At 63.8% G+C, this 15,397-nt stretch carries 16 protein-coding genes; 9 read left to right on the top strand and 7 right to left on the bottom strand.

Translation table 11 applies throughout. The features are described from left to right. Positions 1–338 precede the first annotated feature (338 nt). Both MHM97_RS06295 and MHM97_RS06290 read left to right on the top strand, forming a co-directional pair. Positions 339–1,046: a glutathione S-transferase family protein gene (locus MHM97_RS06295; protein ID WP_239320831.1), complete on the top strand. Its 708-nt coding sequence runs from the start codon at positions 339–341 to the stop codon at positions 1,044–1,046. After that, complete coding sequence (locus MHM97_RS06290; protein WP_065322654.1) at positions 1,047–2,420, top strand: L-serine ammonia-lyase; 1,374 nt, start codon at positions 1,047–1,049, stop codon at positions 2,418–2,420. It begins immediately after the preceding gene. Positions 2,421–2,480: 60 nt separating this feature from the next. Here the strand turns inward: MHM97_RS06290 and MHM97_RS06285 are convergent, their stop codons facing one another. Further along, positions 2,481–3,035 (bottom strand): TetR/AcrR family transcriptional regulator, encoded by a 555-nt coding sequence (locus tag MHM97_RS06285; protein WP_239320828.1) that lies wholly within the window; start codon positions 3,033–3,035, stop codon positions 2,481–2,483. Positions 3,036–3,134: 99 nt separating this feature from the next. On the opposite strand from MHM97_RS06285, the gene MHM97_RS06280 reads away from it, so the two are divergent. Beyond that, complete coding sequence (locus MHM97_RS06280; RefSeq protein ID WP_239320825.1) at positions 3,135–4,046, top strand: alpha/beta hydrolase family protein; 912 nt, start codon at positions 3,135–3,137, stop codon at positions 4,044–4,046. A 71-nt stretch (positions 4,047–4,117) separates the two neighbouring features. Then, complete coding sequence (locus MHM97_RS06275; RefSeq protein WP_239320823.1) at positions 4,118–5,101, top strand: DMT family transporter; 984 nt, start codon at positions 4,118–4,120, stop codon at positions 5,099–5,101. Here MHM97_RS06275 and MHM97_RS06270 read toward each other — a convergent pair. Beyond that, the gene (locus MHM97_RS06270; protein ID WP_239320820.1) at positions 5,073–5,738 is read right to left on the bottom strand and encodes a thiamine diphosphokinase; all 666 of its coding nucleotides are present in this window, start codon (positions 5,736–5,738) and stop codon (positions 5,073–5,075) included. The two genes, MHM97_RS06275 and MHM97_RS06270, sit on opposite strands and share 29 nt — an antisense overlap. A gap of 138 nt (positions 5,739–5,876) precedes the next feature. Here MHM97_RS06270 and MHM97_RS06265 point away from each other — a divergent pair, with 138 nt between their 5' ends. Beyond that, a complete protein-coding gene (locus MHM97_RS06265; protein WP_239320817.1) occupies positions 5,877–8,099 on the top strand; it encodes a chemotaxis protein CheA in 2,223 nt (740 codons plus the stop codon). 305 nt (positions 8,100–8,404) lie between these two features. On the opposite strand, the gene MHM97_RS06260 is transcribed toward MHM97_RS06265, so the two are convergent. The 5 genes from MHM97_RS06260 to nthA form a co-directional block, all read right to left on the bottom strand. Next, complete coding sequence (locus tag MHM97_RS06260; RefSeq protein ID WP_239320815.1) at positions 8,405–8,650, bottom strand: DUF2842 domain-containing protein; 246 nt, start codon at positions 8,648–8,650, stop codon at positions 8,405–8,407. Beyond that, the gene (locus MHM97_RS06255; RefSeq protein ID WP_239320812.1) at positions 8,650–9,963 is read right to left on the bottom strand and encodes an adenylosuccinate synthase; all 1,314 of its coding nucleotides are present in this window, start codon (positions 9,961–9,963) and stop codon (positions 8,650–8,652) included. Before MHM97_RS06255 ends, MHM97_RS06260 begins: the two co-directional genes overlap by 1 nt. Positions 9,964–10,102: 139 nt before the next feature. Further along, a complete protein-coding gene (locus MHM97_RS06250; RefSeq protein ID WP_239320810.1) occupies positions 10,103–10,435 on the bottom strand; it encodes a nitrile hydratase accessory protein in 333 nt (110 codons plus the stop codon). 2 nt (positions 10,436–10,437) lie between these two features. After that, positions 10,438–11,130 carry a nitrile hydratase subunit beta gene (gene nthB / locus MHM97_RS06245; RefSeq protein ID WP_239320808.1) on the bottom strand — a complete coding sequence of 231 codons (693 nt, stop codon included), beginning with the start codon at positions 11,128–11,130 and terminating at the stop codon, positions 10,438–10,440. Beyond that, complete coding sequence (nthA, locus tag MHM97_RS06240; protein ID WP_239320805.1) at positions 11,127–11,783, bottom strand: nitrile hydratase subunit alpha; 657 nt, start codon at positions 11,781–11,783, stop codon at positions 11,127–11,129. Before nthA ends, nthB begins: the two co-directional genes overlap by 4 nt. Before the next feature lie 161 nt (positions 11,784–11,944). Here nthA and secG point away from each other — a divergent pair, with 161 nt between their 5' ends. The 4 genes from secG (at position 11,945) to MHM97_RS06220 (ending at position 15,206) form a co-directional block, all read left to right on the top strand. Next, the gene (gene secG / locus MHM97_RS06235) at positions 11,945–12,310 is read left to right on the top strand and encodes a preprotein translocase subunit SecG (RefSeq protein ID WP_239320802.1); all 366 of its coding nucleotides are present in this window, start codon (positions 11,945–11,947) and stop codon (positions 12,308–12,310) included. 223 nt (positions 12,311–12,533) lie between these two features. Beyond that, positions 12,534–14,177: a CTP synthase gene (locus tag MHM97_RS06230; RefSeq protein WP_005620851.1), complete on the top strand. Its 1,644-nt coding sequence runs from the start codon at positions 12,534–12,536 to the stop codon at positions 14,175–14,177. A 136-nt stretch (positions 14,178–14,313) separates the two neighbouring features. Then, the gene (locus MHM97_RS06225) at positions 14,314–14,682 is read left to right on the top strand and encodes a VOC family protein (RefSeq protein ID WP_239320799.1); all 369 of its coding nucleotides are present in this window, start codon (positions 14,314–14,316) and stop codon (positions 14,680–14,682) included. A 92-nt stretch (positions 14,683–14,774) separates the two neighbouring features. Then, on the top strand, positions 14,775–15,206 hold the full coding sequence (locus MHM97_RS06220; RefSeq protein ID WP_239320796.1) for a hypothetical protein: 432 nt from the start codon (positions 14,775–14,777) through the stop codon (positions 15,204–15,206). Positions 15,207–15,397 lie beyond the last annotated feature (191 nt).

Below are 15,397 nucleotides of genomic sequence, written 5' to 3'. Positions count from 1 at the left end.
GGCATGGACCTCCGCATCTGTAGTGGTGTTGCGGGCCATGGATCACGCAGCGCCGCCCGCTCCTTATAGGCGGTTTATGCCGCCCGCGCGAGGGGCGATCTGTGCGCGCCCTGTGCGCGCCGCGCCTGCCGACAGGCAGGCGCGGCGCTGGTCGCTTCGGAGAATCCGAAGCGAAACACCTCGCGCCCCAACACTGCCCTGCAAAATCGGTGACGTCCCCCATCACAACTCATCAATTGCATCCGGTCGCCAAATTCATAGCTTGCACGAGCGCGTTTCCTATCGGAAACGTCGGTTTCAATCGCTCCAACCCTCCGAAGCAGACCTAGGATCGCCTCATGACCACACCGCTTCGCCTTCACTATGCGCCCGACAATGCCTCGCTCATCGTGCGACTGGCGCTGGAAGAGCTTGGCCTGCCCTATGAGACACTCCTGGTGGACCGCAGCCAACAGGCCCAGCGCGCACCGGAGTATCTGCGCCTCAACCCCAATGGCACCATCCCGGTTCTGGAAACACCGGATGGAGCGCTGTTTGAAACCGCGGCCATCCTGCTGTGGCTCTCGGATCAGGCCGCGCGTCTCGCCCCCGGACCCGGATCTGCCGAACGCGGGCGCTTTTTGACGTGGCTGTTTTGGTGCTCGAACACCTTGCACGTCGATTTGCGCCAGTATTTCTACCCGGAGAAATATGTCGGCCCCGATCCGTCGCATCACGCGCAGCTGCGTCAGATGCTCCGTCTGCGCTTGCAGGATCACCTGCGCATGGTTGACGCCGCGCTGGCAGTTACCCCGGCCCTTACCGGCAAAGACCAGCCGACGCTCCTTGACCTTTACCTGCCCTGTCTGTTGCGGTGGACCAAGCTCTACGCAGAGACCGCGCAAACCCCATGGTTTGACCTCTCCGCCTACCCAGCGCTTTCTGAGATGTGCCGCCGGGCCGAGGCGCGCAACAGCACAAAGGCCGCACAAATCGCCGAAGGGCTCGGACCGACGCCCTTCACCGCCCCAACATTCGCCATCCCTCCAGAAGGATCAGCCACCTAAATGTTCCTCTCCGTTTTTGACATGTTCAAGGTCGGCATCGGCCCGTCCTCCTCGCACACCATGGGCCCGATGGTGGCCGCCGCGCGCTTTCTTGACATGATGCGCGCCTCGCCGTTTGAGTTTCGCGGCCTGCGCGCCTCGCTGCACGGCTCGCTCGCCTTCACCGGGGTGGGTCACGCCACGGACCGCGCCACCATTCTCGGGCTCGCGGGCTTTCTGCCCGACACCTATGATAACGACAAAGCCGAAGACACGCTTGCGGCAATCAATGCCACCAAGACCATTGTGCTTGATGATCTTGGCACCCTGCAGTTTGATCCCAAGGCGGACATGATCTTTGATTATGATCACGCGTTGCCCGGCCACGCCAATGGCATGGTGCTGATGGCGACCGACGCGCAGGGTGATGTGACACTGCGGCAGGTGTATTACTCGGTCGGCGGAGGCTTTGTGCTCACCGAGGAAGAACTGGCCCAGGGCAAGGCCACGGATGAGGGCGACCCGATCCCCTACCCGTTCAAATCCGCCGTCGAGATGCTTGAGATGGCGAAAACCTCCCGCCTCACGATCGCCCAGATGAAACGCGCCAACGAGGTCTCGCGCGGCTGCGAGGAAAGTCTCGCAAAGGGCACCCAGCGCCTGTGGCAGGTGATGAACGATTGCATCAACCGCGGGCTGGAACGCGACGGCATCCTGCCCGGTGGCCTGAGCGTGCGTCGCCGCGCCAAGGGCATCTATGATTCCCTGATGGCCGAGCGTGGCATGAACCTGACCGCGCCCCACACCATCAACGACTGGATGAGCGTCTACGCCATGGCGGTGAACGAGGAAAACGCCGCCGGGGGTCAGGTGGTGACCGCCCCCACCAATGGCGCGGCGGGTGTGCTGCCTGCGGTGCTGCGCTACTACCTCGATCATGTCCCCGGCGCGTCGGAAAAACACATCGAGGATTTCCTGCTGACCGCCGCCGCCATCGGCGGGCTGGTCAAATACAACGCCTCGATTTCCGGGGCCGAGGCGGGCTGTCAGGCCGAGGTCGGATCCGCCTCTGCCATGGCGGCGGCGGGGCTCTGCGCGGTGATGGGCGGCACGCCGGAACAGGTGGAAAACGCGGCCGAAATTGCGCTCGAACACCATCTCGGCATGACCTGCGATCCGGTCAAAGGTCTGGTGCAGGTGCCCTGCATCGAGCGCAACGGCCTTGGCGCGATCAAGGCGGTTTCGGCGGCCTCCCTGGCGCTGCGCGGCGACGGGCAGCACTTTGTGCCGCTGGATGCGGTGATTGAGACCATGCGCCAGACCGGGGCCGACATGCATGAAAAGTACAAGGAAACCTCGCTCGGTGGCCTTGCAGTGAACGTGCCCAACTGCTGAACCCGCAAACAGGCGCGCCATCCGTCCGGCGGGTGGCGCAGCCCCTTTGCTGGCGTTCACTCAGCCAATGCCCGCGCCGATCTCATCCGCCAGTCGCAACAGCGGCTGCTGTGATTGCTGCGCATAGGCCATCACCCACGCCCCTTGCAGGCGGATATGCAGCGCATAGGCCGCCGAATCCGGATCTGTTCGATTGAGCCGCCGCGCCTCGCGCGCCAGACCCTCCGTCCAGCTGGCATAGACCTCCTGCACCGCTTCCTGCAGCAAAGGCGTGTCCGAGGCCGCCTGCAACACGCTCAGCACCGGGCAGGCCTCGATGTGGTCGACCTGCGCCAATGTGGCCGCCAGATCCCGGCAGGCCGCCTGTGCGCCCTCTTCGAACGTCTTTGCCCCTTCAAAGGACCGCTGCACCAACGCCTCGATCCAGGCCCCTGCCCAGCGCGTGGCCGCCGCCGCCAATTCGGGTTTGCCGCCGGGAAAGTGATAATAAAGCGACCCTTTGGGCAGACCGGCCTCGGTCAGGATCTCGGTCAGCCCCACCCCGGAATAGCCCTTCCTGCGAAAGAGCCGTGAGGCGGTCTTGATCAGTGTGATGCGGGTGTCTGGCGCGGTCATAAAAAAGCAATAGCCTCATTGGACCGATTGGTCTACACATGTGATTAGACCGACTGGTCTACACACAGTCAGACTACACACAGTCAGAGGTGATCCCCCATGTCCCCCACGCCCGAAACGATTTCCTTTGGCCCCAGTAGCAACCCTCTTGTGGGCCAGTGGTATCCGGCGCAGGGGCACATGCAGGCGGCCATGGTTCTGCATGGGGCAACCGGTGTGCCGCAGCGGTTTTACCGTCATTTTGCGACATGGGCCGCAGAGCGGGGCATTGGCACCCTGACCTATGACTACCGGGATTTTGGCGACTCGTTGCGTGGCCCGATCCGCAACAGCCCCGCCTCCATGGCGGATTGGGCGGTTGCCGATCAGGACGCGGCACAACGTAAATTGGCCGAGCTTGCCCCCACCGGGCCGCTTTGGGTGCTTGGGCATTCGCTGGGCGGGTTGGGCGTTGCGTTTCACACCTATCCCGCGCGGGTCTCACGCATCATCACGCTGGGGTCCGGGATGACACATCACTGGGATCACCCCTGGAGCTACCTGCCCAAGGTTCTGGCGTTCTGGTTCCTGCTTGGCCCGCTTGCAACGGCGGCGACGGGATATCTGCCGGGACGGCGGCTCGGGCTTGGCGCGGATCTGCCTGCCGGGGTCTACTGGCAATGGCGCCGCTGGTGCACACGACGGGATTTCTTTGCCAGCGACATTGGCCGGTCTCTGCCACAGCCCGATTTCGACGTGCCCCATCCGCCACTGGAGCTGTGCGTGGCGACGGATGATGTCGTCGTGCCCCCCGTCGCGGTTCAGCGGTATGCGGCGCATTTTGCGCCCAGCCGCACCCAATTGCGCATGTTTGATCCCGGCCCCTATGGGCTGAAGCACCTGGGCCATGTGAGCTTTCTCGGTGCAGGTCTCGGAGCGGGTCTCGGTGCGGGCAACGAGGCCGCCTGGGACGACCTCCTGCTGCACCAGACCGCGCAGGTCGACGCAACGCCTATCCGGCAGGCGTTATAGCGTCTGTGGCCCACAACTCCTGAACATATTCACCACTTGCCAAGCCCCGCCGCCGCCCCTAGCGTCGCCGGATGAGCCAAACAACATCTGCCACGCCTGACACAATGGATCGCCCGCTACTGGGCATTGCCCTGATGCTGGGCTTTTGCGCCGTCATTCCATTGGGCGATGCGGTGGCAAAGATTCTGTCAACGCGCATTCCGGTGGGGCAGATCGTCTTTGTCCGCTTTGCGGCACAGGGGATCATCCTCGCACCGGTGGCGTTGATGCTGGGGATCTCTCTGCGCCTGCCTGCGCGCATCATGCCCATCGTGCTGCTGCGCACGGTGCTACAGATGGCGGGCATCACGGCCATGTTCATGGCGCTGCGGTTCCTGCCACTTGCGGATGCGGTGGCGATCGCCTTTGTGATGCCCTTCATCATGTTGCTCTTGGGCAAATACGTCCTCAAGGAAGAGGTCGGCCTGCGCCGGCTCGCCGCCTGCGTCGTCGGCTTCTGCGGCACGCTTCTGGTGATCCAGCCCAGCTTTGCCGAAGTCGGCCTCAATGCCTGCTGGCCACTGGCCGTTGCGCTGATCTTCTCTCTCTTCATGATGGTCACCCGCCGCATCGCGCGGGAAACCGATCCGATCGCCATCCAGGCGGTCTCTGGCGGTATTGCCTGCGGGCTGATGGCTGTGCTGTTTCTGCTTGGTCGCGTGTTCGAGGTGGCGGAGCTGGACATCACCCTGCCCGCCCGGCCTGAGATCAATCTGCTGCTGCTCGCAGGCGTGCTTGGTACCATCGCACACCTCATGATGACCTGGTCGCTGCGCTATGCGCCAACCAGCACGCTGGCTTCCATGCAATATCTCGAAATCCCGATGGCGGTCCTGGTGGGATGGCTGTTCTTTGCCGAGTTGCCAAACGCCATGGCCGCCTGCGGCATCCTCCTGACCATGGCGGCGGGGCTTTATGCGGTGATGCGGGAAAGAAAGGTCAGCCGAGCGGCGCGCCTCAGTGCCGCGCAGCAGGCGCAATCAGCCGCTACCGGGTTGCCGGCATCGCCGGAATAACCGCCCCGAGAGAGCCCCGCGGCAGGATCGCAAGCAAGCCCGGCCCATCGGCCTCGATACGTACCGGTCCGGTGGCGCGGTTCGACGTGCCGATACGGGTCATCGGCGACAGCTGCAATCCGTCCAGCGGCCATTCCAGCCCGACAGACCGCGCCGTGACCGGTGCCAGCGGGAACAGCGACACCACATCCCCCGCCGTCAGCGCCATATCCAGAGGCGCCGTGATATGCAGGACGATCTCATGAGCCCCGATCAGAATGCATCGTGCCGCATGCGGTTGCGTCAGAACATGCAGCGCTGCCAGTTGATGATCGACGCGCGCCCCCAGGAACCCGACCGCCAGCACCAGCGGTGCGCTGACCGCGCGCAGGGCCTTGTCAAAATCCGTGGTCTCCTGCTCCGCGACAAGATGCAGTAGACTGTCGGAGAGAGCCGCCCGGGCGGCCTCGGAGACCGAGTCGAAATCTCCGATCACCGCGCTAGGCTTATATCCAAGAGCAAGTGCGGTGTCCGCGCCCCCATCCGCGGCGACGAGCACCGGCGCCAGCGCAAGGGCCGCCTCCAGGTCAGCCGCCGTGACCTCCCCGCCGCCGATCAGGGTCACCGGGGCAGCCTGATGAACAATCACCTCTGTCATGCGGGTATCTCTCGCAGAAATGGAAACAAGCCACAATCTAAACACAAAATTATACGAACAATTGCTAGGATTCGGGCCGAATTTGACCCGAGCATGAATAGGGTGGACGATGCGACTTTGCTGAGGACGAACCGACCGATGGTACAGAATAACAAAGTATTGACCGTTTCCTACGGAACGTTTTCATGCACGCTCGAAGGGTTCGAGGACTCGTTCGACACCATGAAGGCGATTGCCGAGTATTTTCGCGACCTCGCCGCAGACGACCGCTATTTCGGGGCGGAACCACCGCAGCCGGACGCGGATATGCTGGCCCGGATTGCCCAACGGGAAATTGCCCGCCAGGTCGAAGCCCGCAGCAGCGAAGGCGGCATCCACCTGCGTGCCGCAACGGCCGAAACCACCGCATCCGCGCTGTCGCCTGCCGTGGACACGCCTGCGCCTGCCGCGCACCGGGCGCCAGAGGAATCCCGAGCGCCAGAGGAGCCCCGAGCGCCAGAGGAAACCGCCGCTGATCCGAAAACGCCGTCGCGTCCGCTCATTGCAACGTCTGGATCGGTCGAGGAGACCGCACCCGCACAGGATCATACCGCTGCGGAAGACGATCCTGCTGATCTGTCCGCCGACACCGCCGACGCGGTTGCGGAAACAGCAGCGGAGGATCACCCCGATGCGTCCTCGGATTCCGACGCAGTTCTGTGGGGCGTGAATACCACGCTCACCGCCTCCGACGACGAAGAAGAAGATCAGGACGCGGAGATGAGCGCCCCGCAGCGTCGTGACGAGGACACCGTCCCCGCCCATGACAGCATCGCCGCAAAATTGCAGCGCATTCGTGCGGTGGTCGCCAAGGCGCCGGCAGAAGAAGATTTCACCGAAGACGAGCACGCAGAGAGCCTTCAGGCGGATCAGCACAACGAACTGGAGCATGTGCTCTCCCATGTGGAGCCCTCTGAAGAGGCGTCCGAGGGGCAGGCACGGGACGTAACTGCGGACCTGGACCTGGACGCCTTCACCGAGGAGGAGGAATCCGTCAGCGATGTCCTCGACCGTCTGAACCTGACCGGTTCGGATCAGGATGAGGATGCCGATGAGGACCCGATCCAGCCGGCCGCCTCTGATGCCGATGAGGAACCGGCTGAACCAACTGCAGCGCCGCCTGCACAATCGGATGCAGCGGAGCAAGCGGCACCGTCCGAGGTGGCCGACGCCCCTGCGGCCGACACCCCGTCCGCGCAGCCCGCGCCCGGCCCGGTCACGCCACGCCGCCCGGCGCGCGGACGTGTGATCCGCGTCAAACGCGCGCAGGTGGATGCAAACCTGATCGATTCCACCGCAGAGGACCTCTCGGACGCGCCGGCGCCCGCCGCAGCTGCCCCGGCTGAAACACCGTCGCGACCTGCCGCCCTCCCCGCAAGCAGCCTTTCGGATGACGATGAAGCGGAGCTGATGGCGGAACTCGCTGCCGTCGAAGCGGAACTGGTCGCCTCCTCCGGCGACGAGACCGACGCAAATGCGGCACACGAGGACGACGACGCAGATGATCCGCGGTCTGGTGATGCGCAGGCAGCGTCGGAGTCCCCAGCCTCCCCCGCACGCCCCGCGCGCGACATTCTCACCGCAAGCGACCGGTCGCCGGACGGTGATGTGTCACGGCTGATGGCTGCGGCCGATGACCGCCTGAGCCATGAGGACGCCACGACATCGCGGGAAACCTACAATCAGCTGCGTGCAGCGGTTGCGGCCGCGCAAGCCGATAGTGACGGATCGGACGACGCCCGCCGCGAGGCGCGCACGCAAGCGTTCCGCGCTGATCTGGCCAGTGTCGTGCGGCCGTCCCGCGGTGGCACCGGCGCGGACGGCCGCCCTCAGGAGAGCGCGCGCCCTGCGCCGCTGAAACTGGTGGCGGAACAACGCATCGATGCCGCCTCCGCCCCGGAGCAGCCTGCCACCGACGCCACCCGCCCCGCAGAGCGCAAACCGACGGCCGCAGCCGCCCCCGTCCGCCCGCGTCGCGTCTCCAGCGCGCTGCTGCAGGCCGATGACGAGGACACACCGCCCCGTGCCGAAGACAGCGCCTTTGCCACCTTCGCGGCAGAGAAGGGCGCGGTGGAACTGCACGAATTGCTGGAAGCCGCAGCCTCCTATATGAGCTTTGTCGAAGGCCGCGAGAGCTTCTCGCGCCCGCAGCTGATCAACAAGGTGCGCATGCTCGATGGTCAGGACGACTTCAACCGCGAGGACAGCCTGCGCTCCTTCGGGCAGCTTTTGCGCGAGGGCAAGCTGAAGAAGGCCTCGAACGGGCGGTTCTCCGTGTCGTCGCAAATCGGCTTTCGTCCAGGAGATCGCGCTGCCGGTTGAGCAAGCCTGCTTCTGGTACGAGACACCCCAAACACCGCCCAACCCGGGCGGTGTTTTTGTATCTGCGGAACGGTCTCGCGTGCCGCGCTTTCTTCTCGATCAAACGGCGCGACGTACAAGTGGAGTCAATATCACCGGACTGGAGAAAGCTGTTTCGCTTCGGGCAAAGCCCGAAGCGACCGGCGCCGCGCTCCCCTGCGGGGAGCGCGGCGCCGGGCCCAACTGGGCGATGGGTCCCGCAAGGGGCACGGAGCACGGGCGGGAGCTCCCCGCCCTCACATCATGTGCGCCGATACGGAGCGGTGTTACTTTGGATGTTCGTCGTGGAGCGCGTCGGGGTCTTCCTTGCCGACACCTTTGAAGACGAACTTGAACGGCAGAACCCAGGCCACGCCCAGCGCGACATAGACCAGCAGTTCCAGCCAGAGCGGCGGACGATCCAGCAGATTGAGGATCGTCACCGCCAGCACGATATAGACCGGCATCCCCACAAGCAGGATCACCAGCGCCCAGATCCTCCGGGCGCGATAGCTGAGACCATCCTTTGCCATCAGTCAGCGAAGGGATCGGTCACCAGGATGGTGTCGTCCCGCTCCGGGCTGGTGGACAGCAACGCGACGGGGCATTGGATCAGCTCCTCAACCCGGCGCACGTATTTGATCGCGTTGGCGGGCAGATCCGCCCAGCTGCGCGCGCCCTCGGTGGACTCGCTCCAGCCGTCCATCTCCTCATAGATTGGCGTGCAGCGCGCCTGCTGATCGGCGGCGGTCGGCAGATAATCCAGACGGGTGCCGTCCAGATCATAGCCCACACAGATCTTCAGCGTCTCAAACCCGTCCAGAACATCAAGCTTGGTGAGGGAGATCCCGTTAATGCCGGAGGTTGCGCAGGTCTGGCGCACGAGACAGGCATCAAACCAGCCGCAGCGGCGCTGACGGCCGGTGGTGGTGCCGAACTCATGGCCACGGGTGCCGAGCCGGTCGCCATCTGCGTCGGGCTTGCCGTCCGCGCCCAGCAGTTCCGTCGGGAACGGACCTTCGCCGACGCGGGTGGTATAGGCTTTGACGATGCCCAGCACATAGTCGATGGAATTGGGGCCAATGCCAACACCGGTTGCCGCCTGACCGGCGATCACATTCGATGAGGTCACAAAGGGATAGGTGCCGAAATCAATGTCCAGAAGCGCGCCCTGAGCACCCTCAAACAGGATGCGTTTGCCCGCTTTGCGCTTCTCGTTCATCACCTTCCAGACCGGCGCCGCGAAAGGCAGAATCTCGCCCGCGATCTCTTTCAGCAAGTCGACCAATGCGTCACGGTCGATCGGCTCCACGCCGAGGCCCTTGCGCAGTGGGTCATGGTGCTGAAGTGCCCGGTCCACGCGCGCCTCAAGCGTCGCATGATCGGCCAGATCGGCCACGCGAATGGCGCGGCGGCCCACTTTGTCCTCATAGGCCGGGCCGATACCGCGACCGGTGGTGCCGATCTTGGTGCCCTTGGAGGCCGCCTCTTCGCGGGCGCGGTCCAATTCACCGTGGAAAGGCATGATCAGCGGCGTGTTTTCCGCGATCATCAGCGTCTCCGGCGTGATGTCCACACCCTGGGCGCGCACGGTCTCGATCTCTTTGATCAGGTGCCACGGGTCGAGCACGACGCCATTGCCGATGACAGAGAGCTTGCCACCGCGCACCACGCCCGAAGGCAGCGCGTGCAGCTTGTAGACCTTCTTGTCGATGACCAGCGTGTGACCGGCATTGTGACCGCCCTGAAAACGCGCGATCACATCGGCGCGTTCGCTGAGCCAGTCAACGATCTTGCCCTTCCCTTCATCGCCCCACTGGGCGCCGACTACCACGACATTGGCCATCTCAGGTCCTTTGCATGCTGGTTGAAACCGACGCCCCGTATAGCGAGGCAGCGCGGGCGAGGAAACCGGAATCTCGTCGCAGCGCCGTTACAAAGCCCCGTCCGCATCGCTATCCGCCCCCGAAACGCCTTCAAGGACCTCAGGACGGGTCCTCAAGATGCACGGGGTCGCCATGCGGCGTCTGCACATAGGCCCGCTCCCAGGCGCGTTTCATGTCGGTGAGGTCCTCCACCCCGGCGAGACCCTGCTCAAGCATCACCTGCTCCAGCGTGTCCAGCCAGACGGCAAAATAATCATCGCCACCATTCAGGGCCTGCGACAGTCCCGCCTGCCGCAGCGCCGAGGAAAACCGCGCCACCCAGTCCGGCCAGGTGAACAGACCGCGCTCGTTGAGGTGCACGACAAGGGCAAAGACCTGCGCGTGCCAGGGGCTGTCAAACACGGGGTCCGGACGGTGCGAGGGGTCTTCCATGGTCAGGCAGGCTCCAGATAACTTTGCCAGAGATCAAGGACCACCTCGTCGCGCGGATGTTCGGCATGCGCCCAGAGGCTCTGCGCAGCAAAAGACACCGCATAGAGCGGCTCCGGGGCCTCGCCGCGGTCGTGGGCGTTGCTGTCGGGAAAGACATGGCTGCCATGCAGGCGCAGAACCTGCCCCTCGGCGCAGCCGGCATAGGCCGGAAGACGGGTATGCCCGCCGTTTACAAGGGTATTGGCCGGGCGCCGGGTGCGCACCCTGTCGCCGGGTCTGAACTGCGGGGCAACCTGGCTGTCGCGCACAGCGGGTCCCCCCGCGGCCAGAACCTGCGCGACGGCCTCCGGGTGCAGACAGCGCGCCGCCAGCGGATGCTGGGGCAGCGCCGGGGTTTCCTCAGTGGCGAAAGGCTGGGCGAGATCTTCTTCGCGCAGGACACCCTGTTCAACGAGGAGATTGGCCAGCGCCGCCATCCATTTCTCGTAGTAGGACAACCGGGTGTAATCCGCCGCACTCAGCCGCTCACGCGCGTGGCGCGACCCGTCGATGTTCCATTGCCCCAGCGCACCGCAGGCCAACGTGACCGCCAGCGCCCGGGCATGCCAGTCCGTGGAAAACACCGGTGCGCCCTCGGCCTCGGGCGTGATCCGGCCCTCGCCGAAACGTCCGCCCATGTCATGCACTCGAGTCATTCAGCCCCCTCCTGCCCCGCCACGCCCCCTGTATCCGGCCGACGCGCCAGGGCTGTTCCGATCATCGAATCGCGGCTGACCAATCGCATCAGCTGATCCTCGCTCCAGTGGTCGGTGCCCGCAGGGCGCATGGGCAAAACCAGATAGCGGACCTCGGCCGTGGAATCCCACACCCGGACAGCGGTGCCCTCTGGCAGCGCCACGCCGAACTCAGACAGAACTTTGCGCGGCTCTCGCACCGCGCGGGCCCGATAGGCATCGGATTTGTACCACCCCGGCGGAATCCCCAGCAGCGGCCACGGGTAGCAACTGCACAGGGTGCACACGACCATATTGTGCCGCTCCGGGGTGTTTTCGACCACAACCACATGTTCGCCCTGACGTCCGTTGAACCCCATCTGCGCCAGGACGGGATCGGCGTCTTCCAGCAAGGCGGTCCGAAACGCCGCATCGGCCCAGGCGCGGGCCACCACGCGCGCGCCGTTCTGCGGACCGATCCTGTTTTCATAGGTGTCGATGATTTCATCCAGCGCCGCCGGGTCGATCAGCCCCTTGCGAGTCAGAATCGTTTCCAGCGCCTTGACCCGCAGGGACGGATCGGAGGGCAAATGCGAATGCGGCGGCTGTTGCGGATCGGAGGTATCATGCGGCATGCCCCGAGAGTGCCTGCCCCACCCGCCCCTGTCCAGCCTGAGCGACCGCTGCGGCGCAGTAATCCGGCCCAACGGCGGAACCGGCTGGAACTCGCCCCTTGCCCCGACCGGCAATCTTCCCTATGAACCGCCCGATACTCAGCCAACAGCCGCAGGGTCCTATGGAAAACGTCGTTCTCATCATCCATCTTCTTCTGGCGCTCGGCCTCATTGCCGTTGTTCTTCTGCAACGGTCGGAGGGCGGTGGCCTTGGCATGGGTGGCGGTGGTGGCGGTGGCGCCATGACCGGCCGCGCGGCAGCAACGGCGCTGAGCAAGATCACCTGGGTGCTCGCGATCGCGTTCATCGCCACGTCGATCACCCTGACCGTGCTTGCAGCACAGAAATCCGCAGGCAGCTCGATCACCGACAGCCTGAGCGCACCGGCCGATGGTGAGGCACCTTCCGCACCCGCCACGCCGCTGGGCAACGACCTGTTGCCACCCACCCAGGGTGAAAACGCGCCGCTGGTGCCAAGCGCCGACTGACATACAAAACCTAGACAGACTTAAGGGAACCGTAACAGCATCTTGCGGTTCCCTTGCGCATGCTTTGCGAATCTGATAACTGTTAAGTCCCGTGATGCTGCGGTTTTTGAGGCGTGAACGTCGCGCTTAAATCACCGCCGGGCAGCAAGAGATGCGGGGTCTTCCCCGGATCACGACTGAACCGATTTGGACCTGACACGATCTCACGGGGGCAGCCGAAAACATGGCGCGTTTCATCTTTATTACTGGCGGTGTCGTCTCTTCTCTGGGCAAGGGACTGGCCTCTGCTGCGCTGGGTGCGCTGCTGCAAGCGCGGGGCTATTCCGTCCGCCTGCGCAAACTCGACCCCTATCTGAACGTCGATCCGGGCACCATGAGCCCGTTTGAACACGGCGAGGTCTTTGTGACCGACGACGGGGCCGAAACCGACCTCGATCTGGGCCATTACGAGCGGTTCACGGGTGTACCCGCCCGCAAGACCGACTCGATCTCCTCCGGGCGGATCTACACCAACGTGCTCGAGAAAGAGCGCCGCGGCGACTACCTCGGCAAGACCATTCAGGTGATTCCGCATGTCACCAACGAGATCAAGGACTTCATCTCCATCGGAGAGGATGAGGTTGATTTCATGCTCTGCGAGATTGGCGGCACCGTAGGCGACATCGAAGGGCTGCCCTTCTTTGAGGCCATCCGCCAGTTCAGCCAGGATAAGCCGCGCGGTCAGTGTATCTTCATGCACCTGACGCTGCTGCCCTACATCAAGGCCTCTGGCGAGTTGAAAACCAAACCGACCCAGCACTCCGTGAAGGAGCTGCGCTCCATCGGTCTGGCCCCCGATATTCTGGTCTGCCGTTCCGAGGGGCCGATCCCGGTGAAGGAACGCGAAAAGCTGGCGCTCTTTTGCAACGTGCGCGCTGACAGCGTGATCGCGGCGCAGGATCTGAAATCCATCTACGAGGCGCCGCTGGCCTATCACCGCGAAGGGCTCGATCAGGCGGTTCTGGACGCCTTTGGCATCGCCCCTGCCCCGCGCCCGACGCTGGACACATGGGAAGACGTGGCCGACCGCATCTACAACCCCGAGGGTGAGGTCAAAGTCGCCATCGTCGGCAAATACACCCAGCTTGAGGACGCCTATAAATCCATCGCCGAGGCGCTCACCCATGGTGGCATGGCGAACCGGGTGAAGGTGCGTATCGAGTGGGTCGACGCAGAGCTTTTCGACAAGGAAGACGCAACGCCATACCTGCAGGGCTTCCATGCGATCCTCGTGCCCGGCGGCTTTGGCGAGCGCGGCACCGAAGGCAAGATCAAGGCGGCGCAATATGCCCGCGAGCATAAAGTGCCCTACCTCGGCATCTGTCTCGGCATGCAGATGGCGGTGATCGAGGCCGCCCGTAACGTGGCCGGTATCGAGGAAGCAGGCTCCGAGGAATTCGACCATGAAGCGGGTAAAAAGCGTTTTGAACCCGTGGTTTACCACCTCAAGGAATGGGTGCAGGGCAACCACAAGGTGAGCCGCAGCGCCGATGACGACAAAGGGGGCACCATGCGCCTGGGTGCCTATGACGCGTCCCTCTCCGATGGGTCCAAAGTGGCCGAGGTCTATGGCTCCACCTCCATCGAGGAACGCCACCGTCACCGCTATGAGGTCGACATCAAATACCGCGAAAAACTCGAGGCCTGCGGTTTGAAGTTCACCGGCATGAGCCCCGATGGCCGCCTGCCCGAGATCGTTGAATGGAGCGATCATCCGTGGTTCATCGGCGTGCAGTTCCACCCGGAACTCAAATCGAAGCCCTTCGATCCGCACCCGCTGTTCAAGGATTTCGTCCGCGCAGCCAAGGAAACCTCGCGTCTGGTCTGAGACCTGCGCAACGTCACGATAACGGAACAAAGGGCATCTCTATCGGGGGTGCCCTTTTTGCATGCGCTCCTTGTTCATGCGCATTTGGCGGCGCGATGAGCTGCTGCCACACTCCGAACCTACCGGCGGGGAAGACATGCAAACATGTTTGGGGCGCATCCTCATCTATACAAAACGCATCGATGACATGGTGGCGTTTTACACCGCCCTTTTTGGCTACACCCGCCACGACCTCCCCGGCGACCGGATCGTCGAACTGCGTCCCCCTGCCGCCGGTGCAGCCCTGCTCTTGCATCCCGCCGCCCGCAGTCAGAAGATCGGTCAATCCAGCGTAAAACTGGTCTTTGACGTCGAGGATGTGGCCGGGTTCTGCGCCGCTGCATCAAAGGCCGGCTTTGCCTTTGGCAGCCTCCACCAGGCGGACGGCTACCACTTTGCCAATCGCAAGGACCCGGACGGCAATTCGGTCTCTGTCTCAAGCCGTATTTTTGCGCCCGACAGGTGAGCCCCGTTAGCAATTTGGAAGCCCCCATCTCGTATGGTCCTGAGTCGAAGTGACGACCCAAGCGCGGCCGAGAATGGCCGCTGGAGACAGCGATGCCAGAAACAGGCACCATAACGAGCAAGGAACCCCGAGAGGAGTTCCCGGTGATCGGAACCGACGAGGTTCCCGCGGTCTTTTTCGACGGCGACAAGCTGCTCTTATGTTACGAGGTGGCGCCCATTGCAGGCGGCGGGCTCGCCATTCTGGAGTTTGACGATGTGCTGGATTTCCGAGTTGATCCCATGAATGTGGATGAACTCTCGGATTCGCCCTACCCGGTCTCAGCATGGAATATCACCGAAATCTGCGGCAGCGAAAAAGCCGCCCGCTGGGCCGCGATGGATGCCCGCTACTGGAGCCTGTCTTTCACCGACATGACCCTCACGGTGCTGTTTGACACCGTGCGTCTGGCCGGACGCAGCCGCGAAAAATGCCTGCCGCACACGGCGCTGAAACACTTCATCGGGTCCTCGCTTGCGGCGTGATGCTGCGTGGTCCGTGCCTGCACATCCGCCGGCTGAACCCCATGATGCGCGCCCTGCTACGCGCCAAGTGTTTTTTCGCTGATACGGCATGGCGTTAGCGCAACCAACGCAAAGCATTTGTTGTCTCTGTCTCGGCCCCCGGTATAGAAGTGGCAGCAACAGTATCCGTGCATTTCCCAAGGAGGCCGCGC

This window comes from Epibacterium sp. Ofav1-8 (genome assembly GCF_022348185.1).
In the GTDB taxonomy this organism is placed as follows: Bacteria; Pseudomonadota; Alphaproteobacteria; order Rhodobacterales; family Rhodobacteraceae; genus Epibacterium.
Note: the sequence above shows the minus strand (reverse complement) of the source record. Positions and strands in the feature narration are given on the sequence as shown.

Bases quoted from the DNA above. Each gene is read 5' to 3' on its own strand.
- MHM97_RS06295 (WP_239320831.1), top strand. From the start codon at position 339: ATGACCACACCGCTTCGCCTTCACTATGCGCCCGACAATGCCTCGCTC.
- MHM97_RS06290 (WP_065322654.1), top strand. From the start codon at position 1,047: ATGTTCCTCTCCGTTTTTGACATGTTCAAGGTCGGCATCGGCCCGTCC.
- MHM97_RS06285 (WP_239320828.1), bottom strand. From the start codon at position 3,035: ATGACCGCGCCAGACACCCGCATCACACTGATCAAGACCGCCTCACGG.
- MHM97_RS06280 (WP_239320825.1), top strand. From the start codon at position 3,135: ATGTCCCCCACGCCCGAAACGATTTCCTTTGGCCCCAGTAGCAACCCT.
- MHM97_RS06275 (WP_239320823.1), top strand. From the start codon at position 4,118: ATGAGCCAAACAACATCTGCCACGCCTGACACAATGGATCGCCCGCTA.
- MHM97_RS06270 (WP_239320820.1), bottom strand. From the start codon at position 5,738: ATGACAGAGGTGATTGTTCATCAGGCTGCCCCGGTGACCCTGATCGGC.
- MHM97_RS06265 (WP_239320817.1), top strand. From the start codon at position 5,877: ATGGTACAGAATAACAAAGTATTGACCGTTTCCTACGGAACGTTTTCA.
- MHM97_RS06260 (WP_239320815.1), bottom strand. From the start codon at position 8,650: ATGGCAAAGGATGGTCTCAGCTATCGCGCCCGGAGGATCTGGGCGCTG.
- MHM97_RS06255 (WP_239320812.1), bottom strand. From the start codon at position 9,963: ATGGCCAATGTCGTGGTAGTCGGCGCCCAGTGGGGCGATGAAGGGAAG.
- MHM97_RS06250 (WP_239320810.1), bottom strand. From the start codon at position 10,435: ATGGAAGACCCCTCGCACCGTCCGGACCCCGTGTTTGACAGCCCCTGG.
- nthB (WP_239320808.1), bottom strand. From the start codon at position 11,130: ATGACTCGAGTGCATGACATGGGCGGACGTTTCGGCGAGGGCCGGATC.
- nthA (WP_239320805.1), bottom strand. From the start codon at position 11,783: ATGCCGCATGATACCTCCGATCCGCAACAGCCGCCGCATTCGCATTTG.
- secG (WP_239320802.1), top strand. From the start codon at position 11,945: ATGGAAAACGTCGTTCTCATCATCCATCTTCTTCTGGCGCTCGGCCTC.
- MHM97_RS06230 (WP_005620851.1), top strand. From the start codon at position 12,534: ATGGCGCGTTTCATCTTTATTACTGGCGGTGTCGTCTCTTCTCTGGGC.
- MHM97_RS06225 (WP_239320799.1), top strand. From the start codon at position 14,314: ATGCAAACATGTTTGGGGCGCATCCTCATCTATACAAAACGCATCGAT.
- MHM97_RS06220 (WP_239320796.1), top strand. From the start codon at position 14,775: ATGCCAGAAACAGGCACCATAACGAGCAAGGAACCCCGAGAGGAGTTC.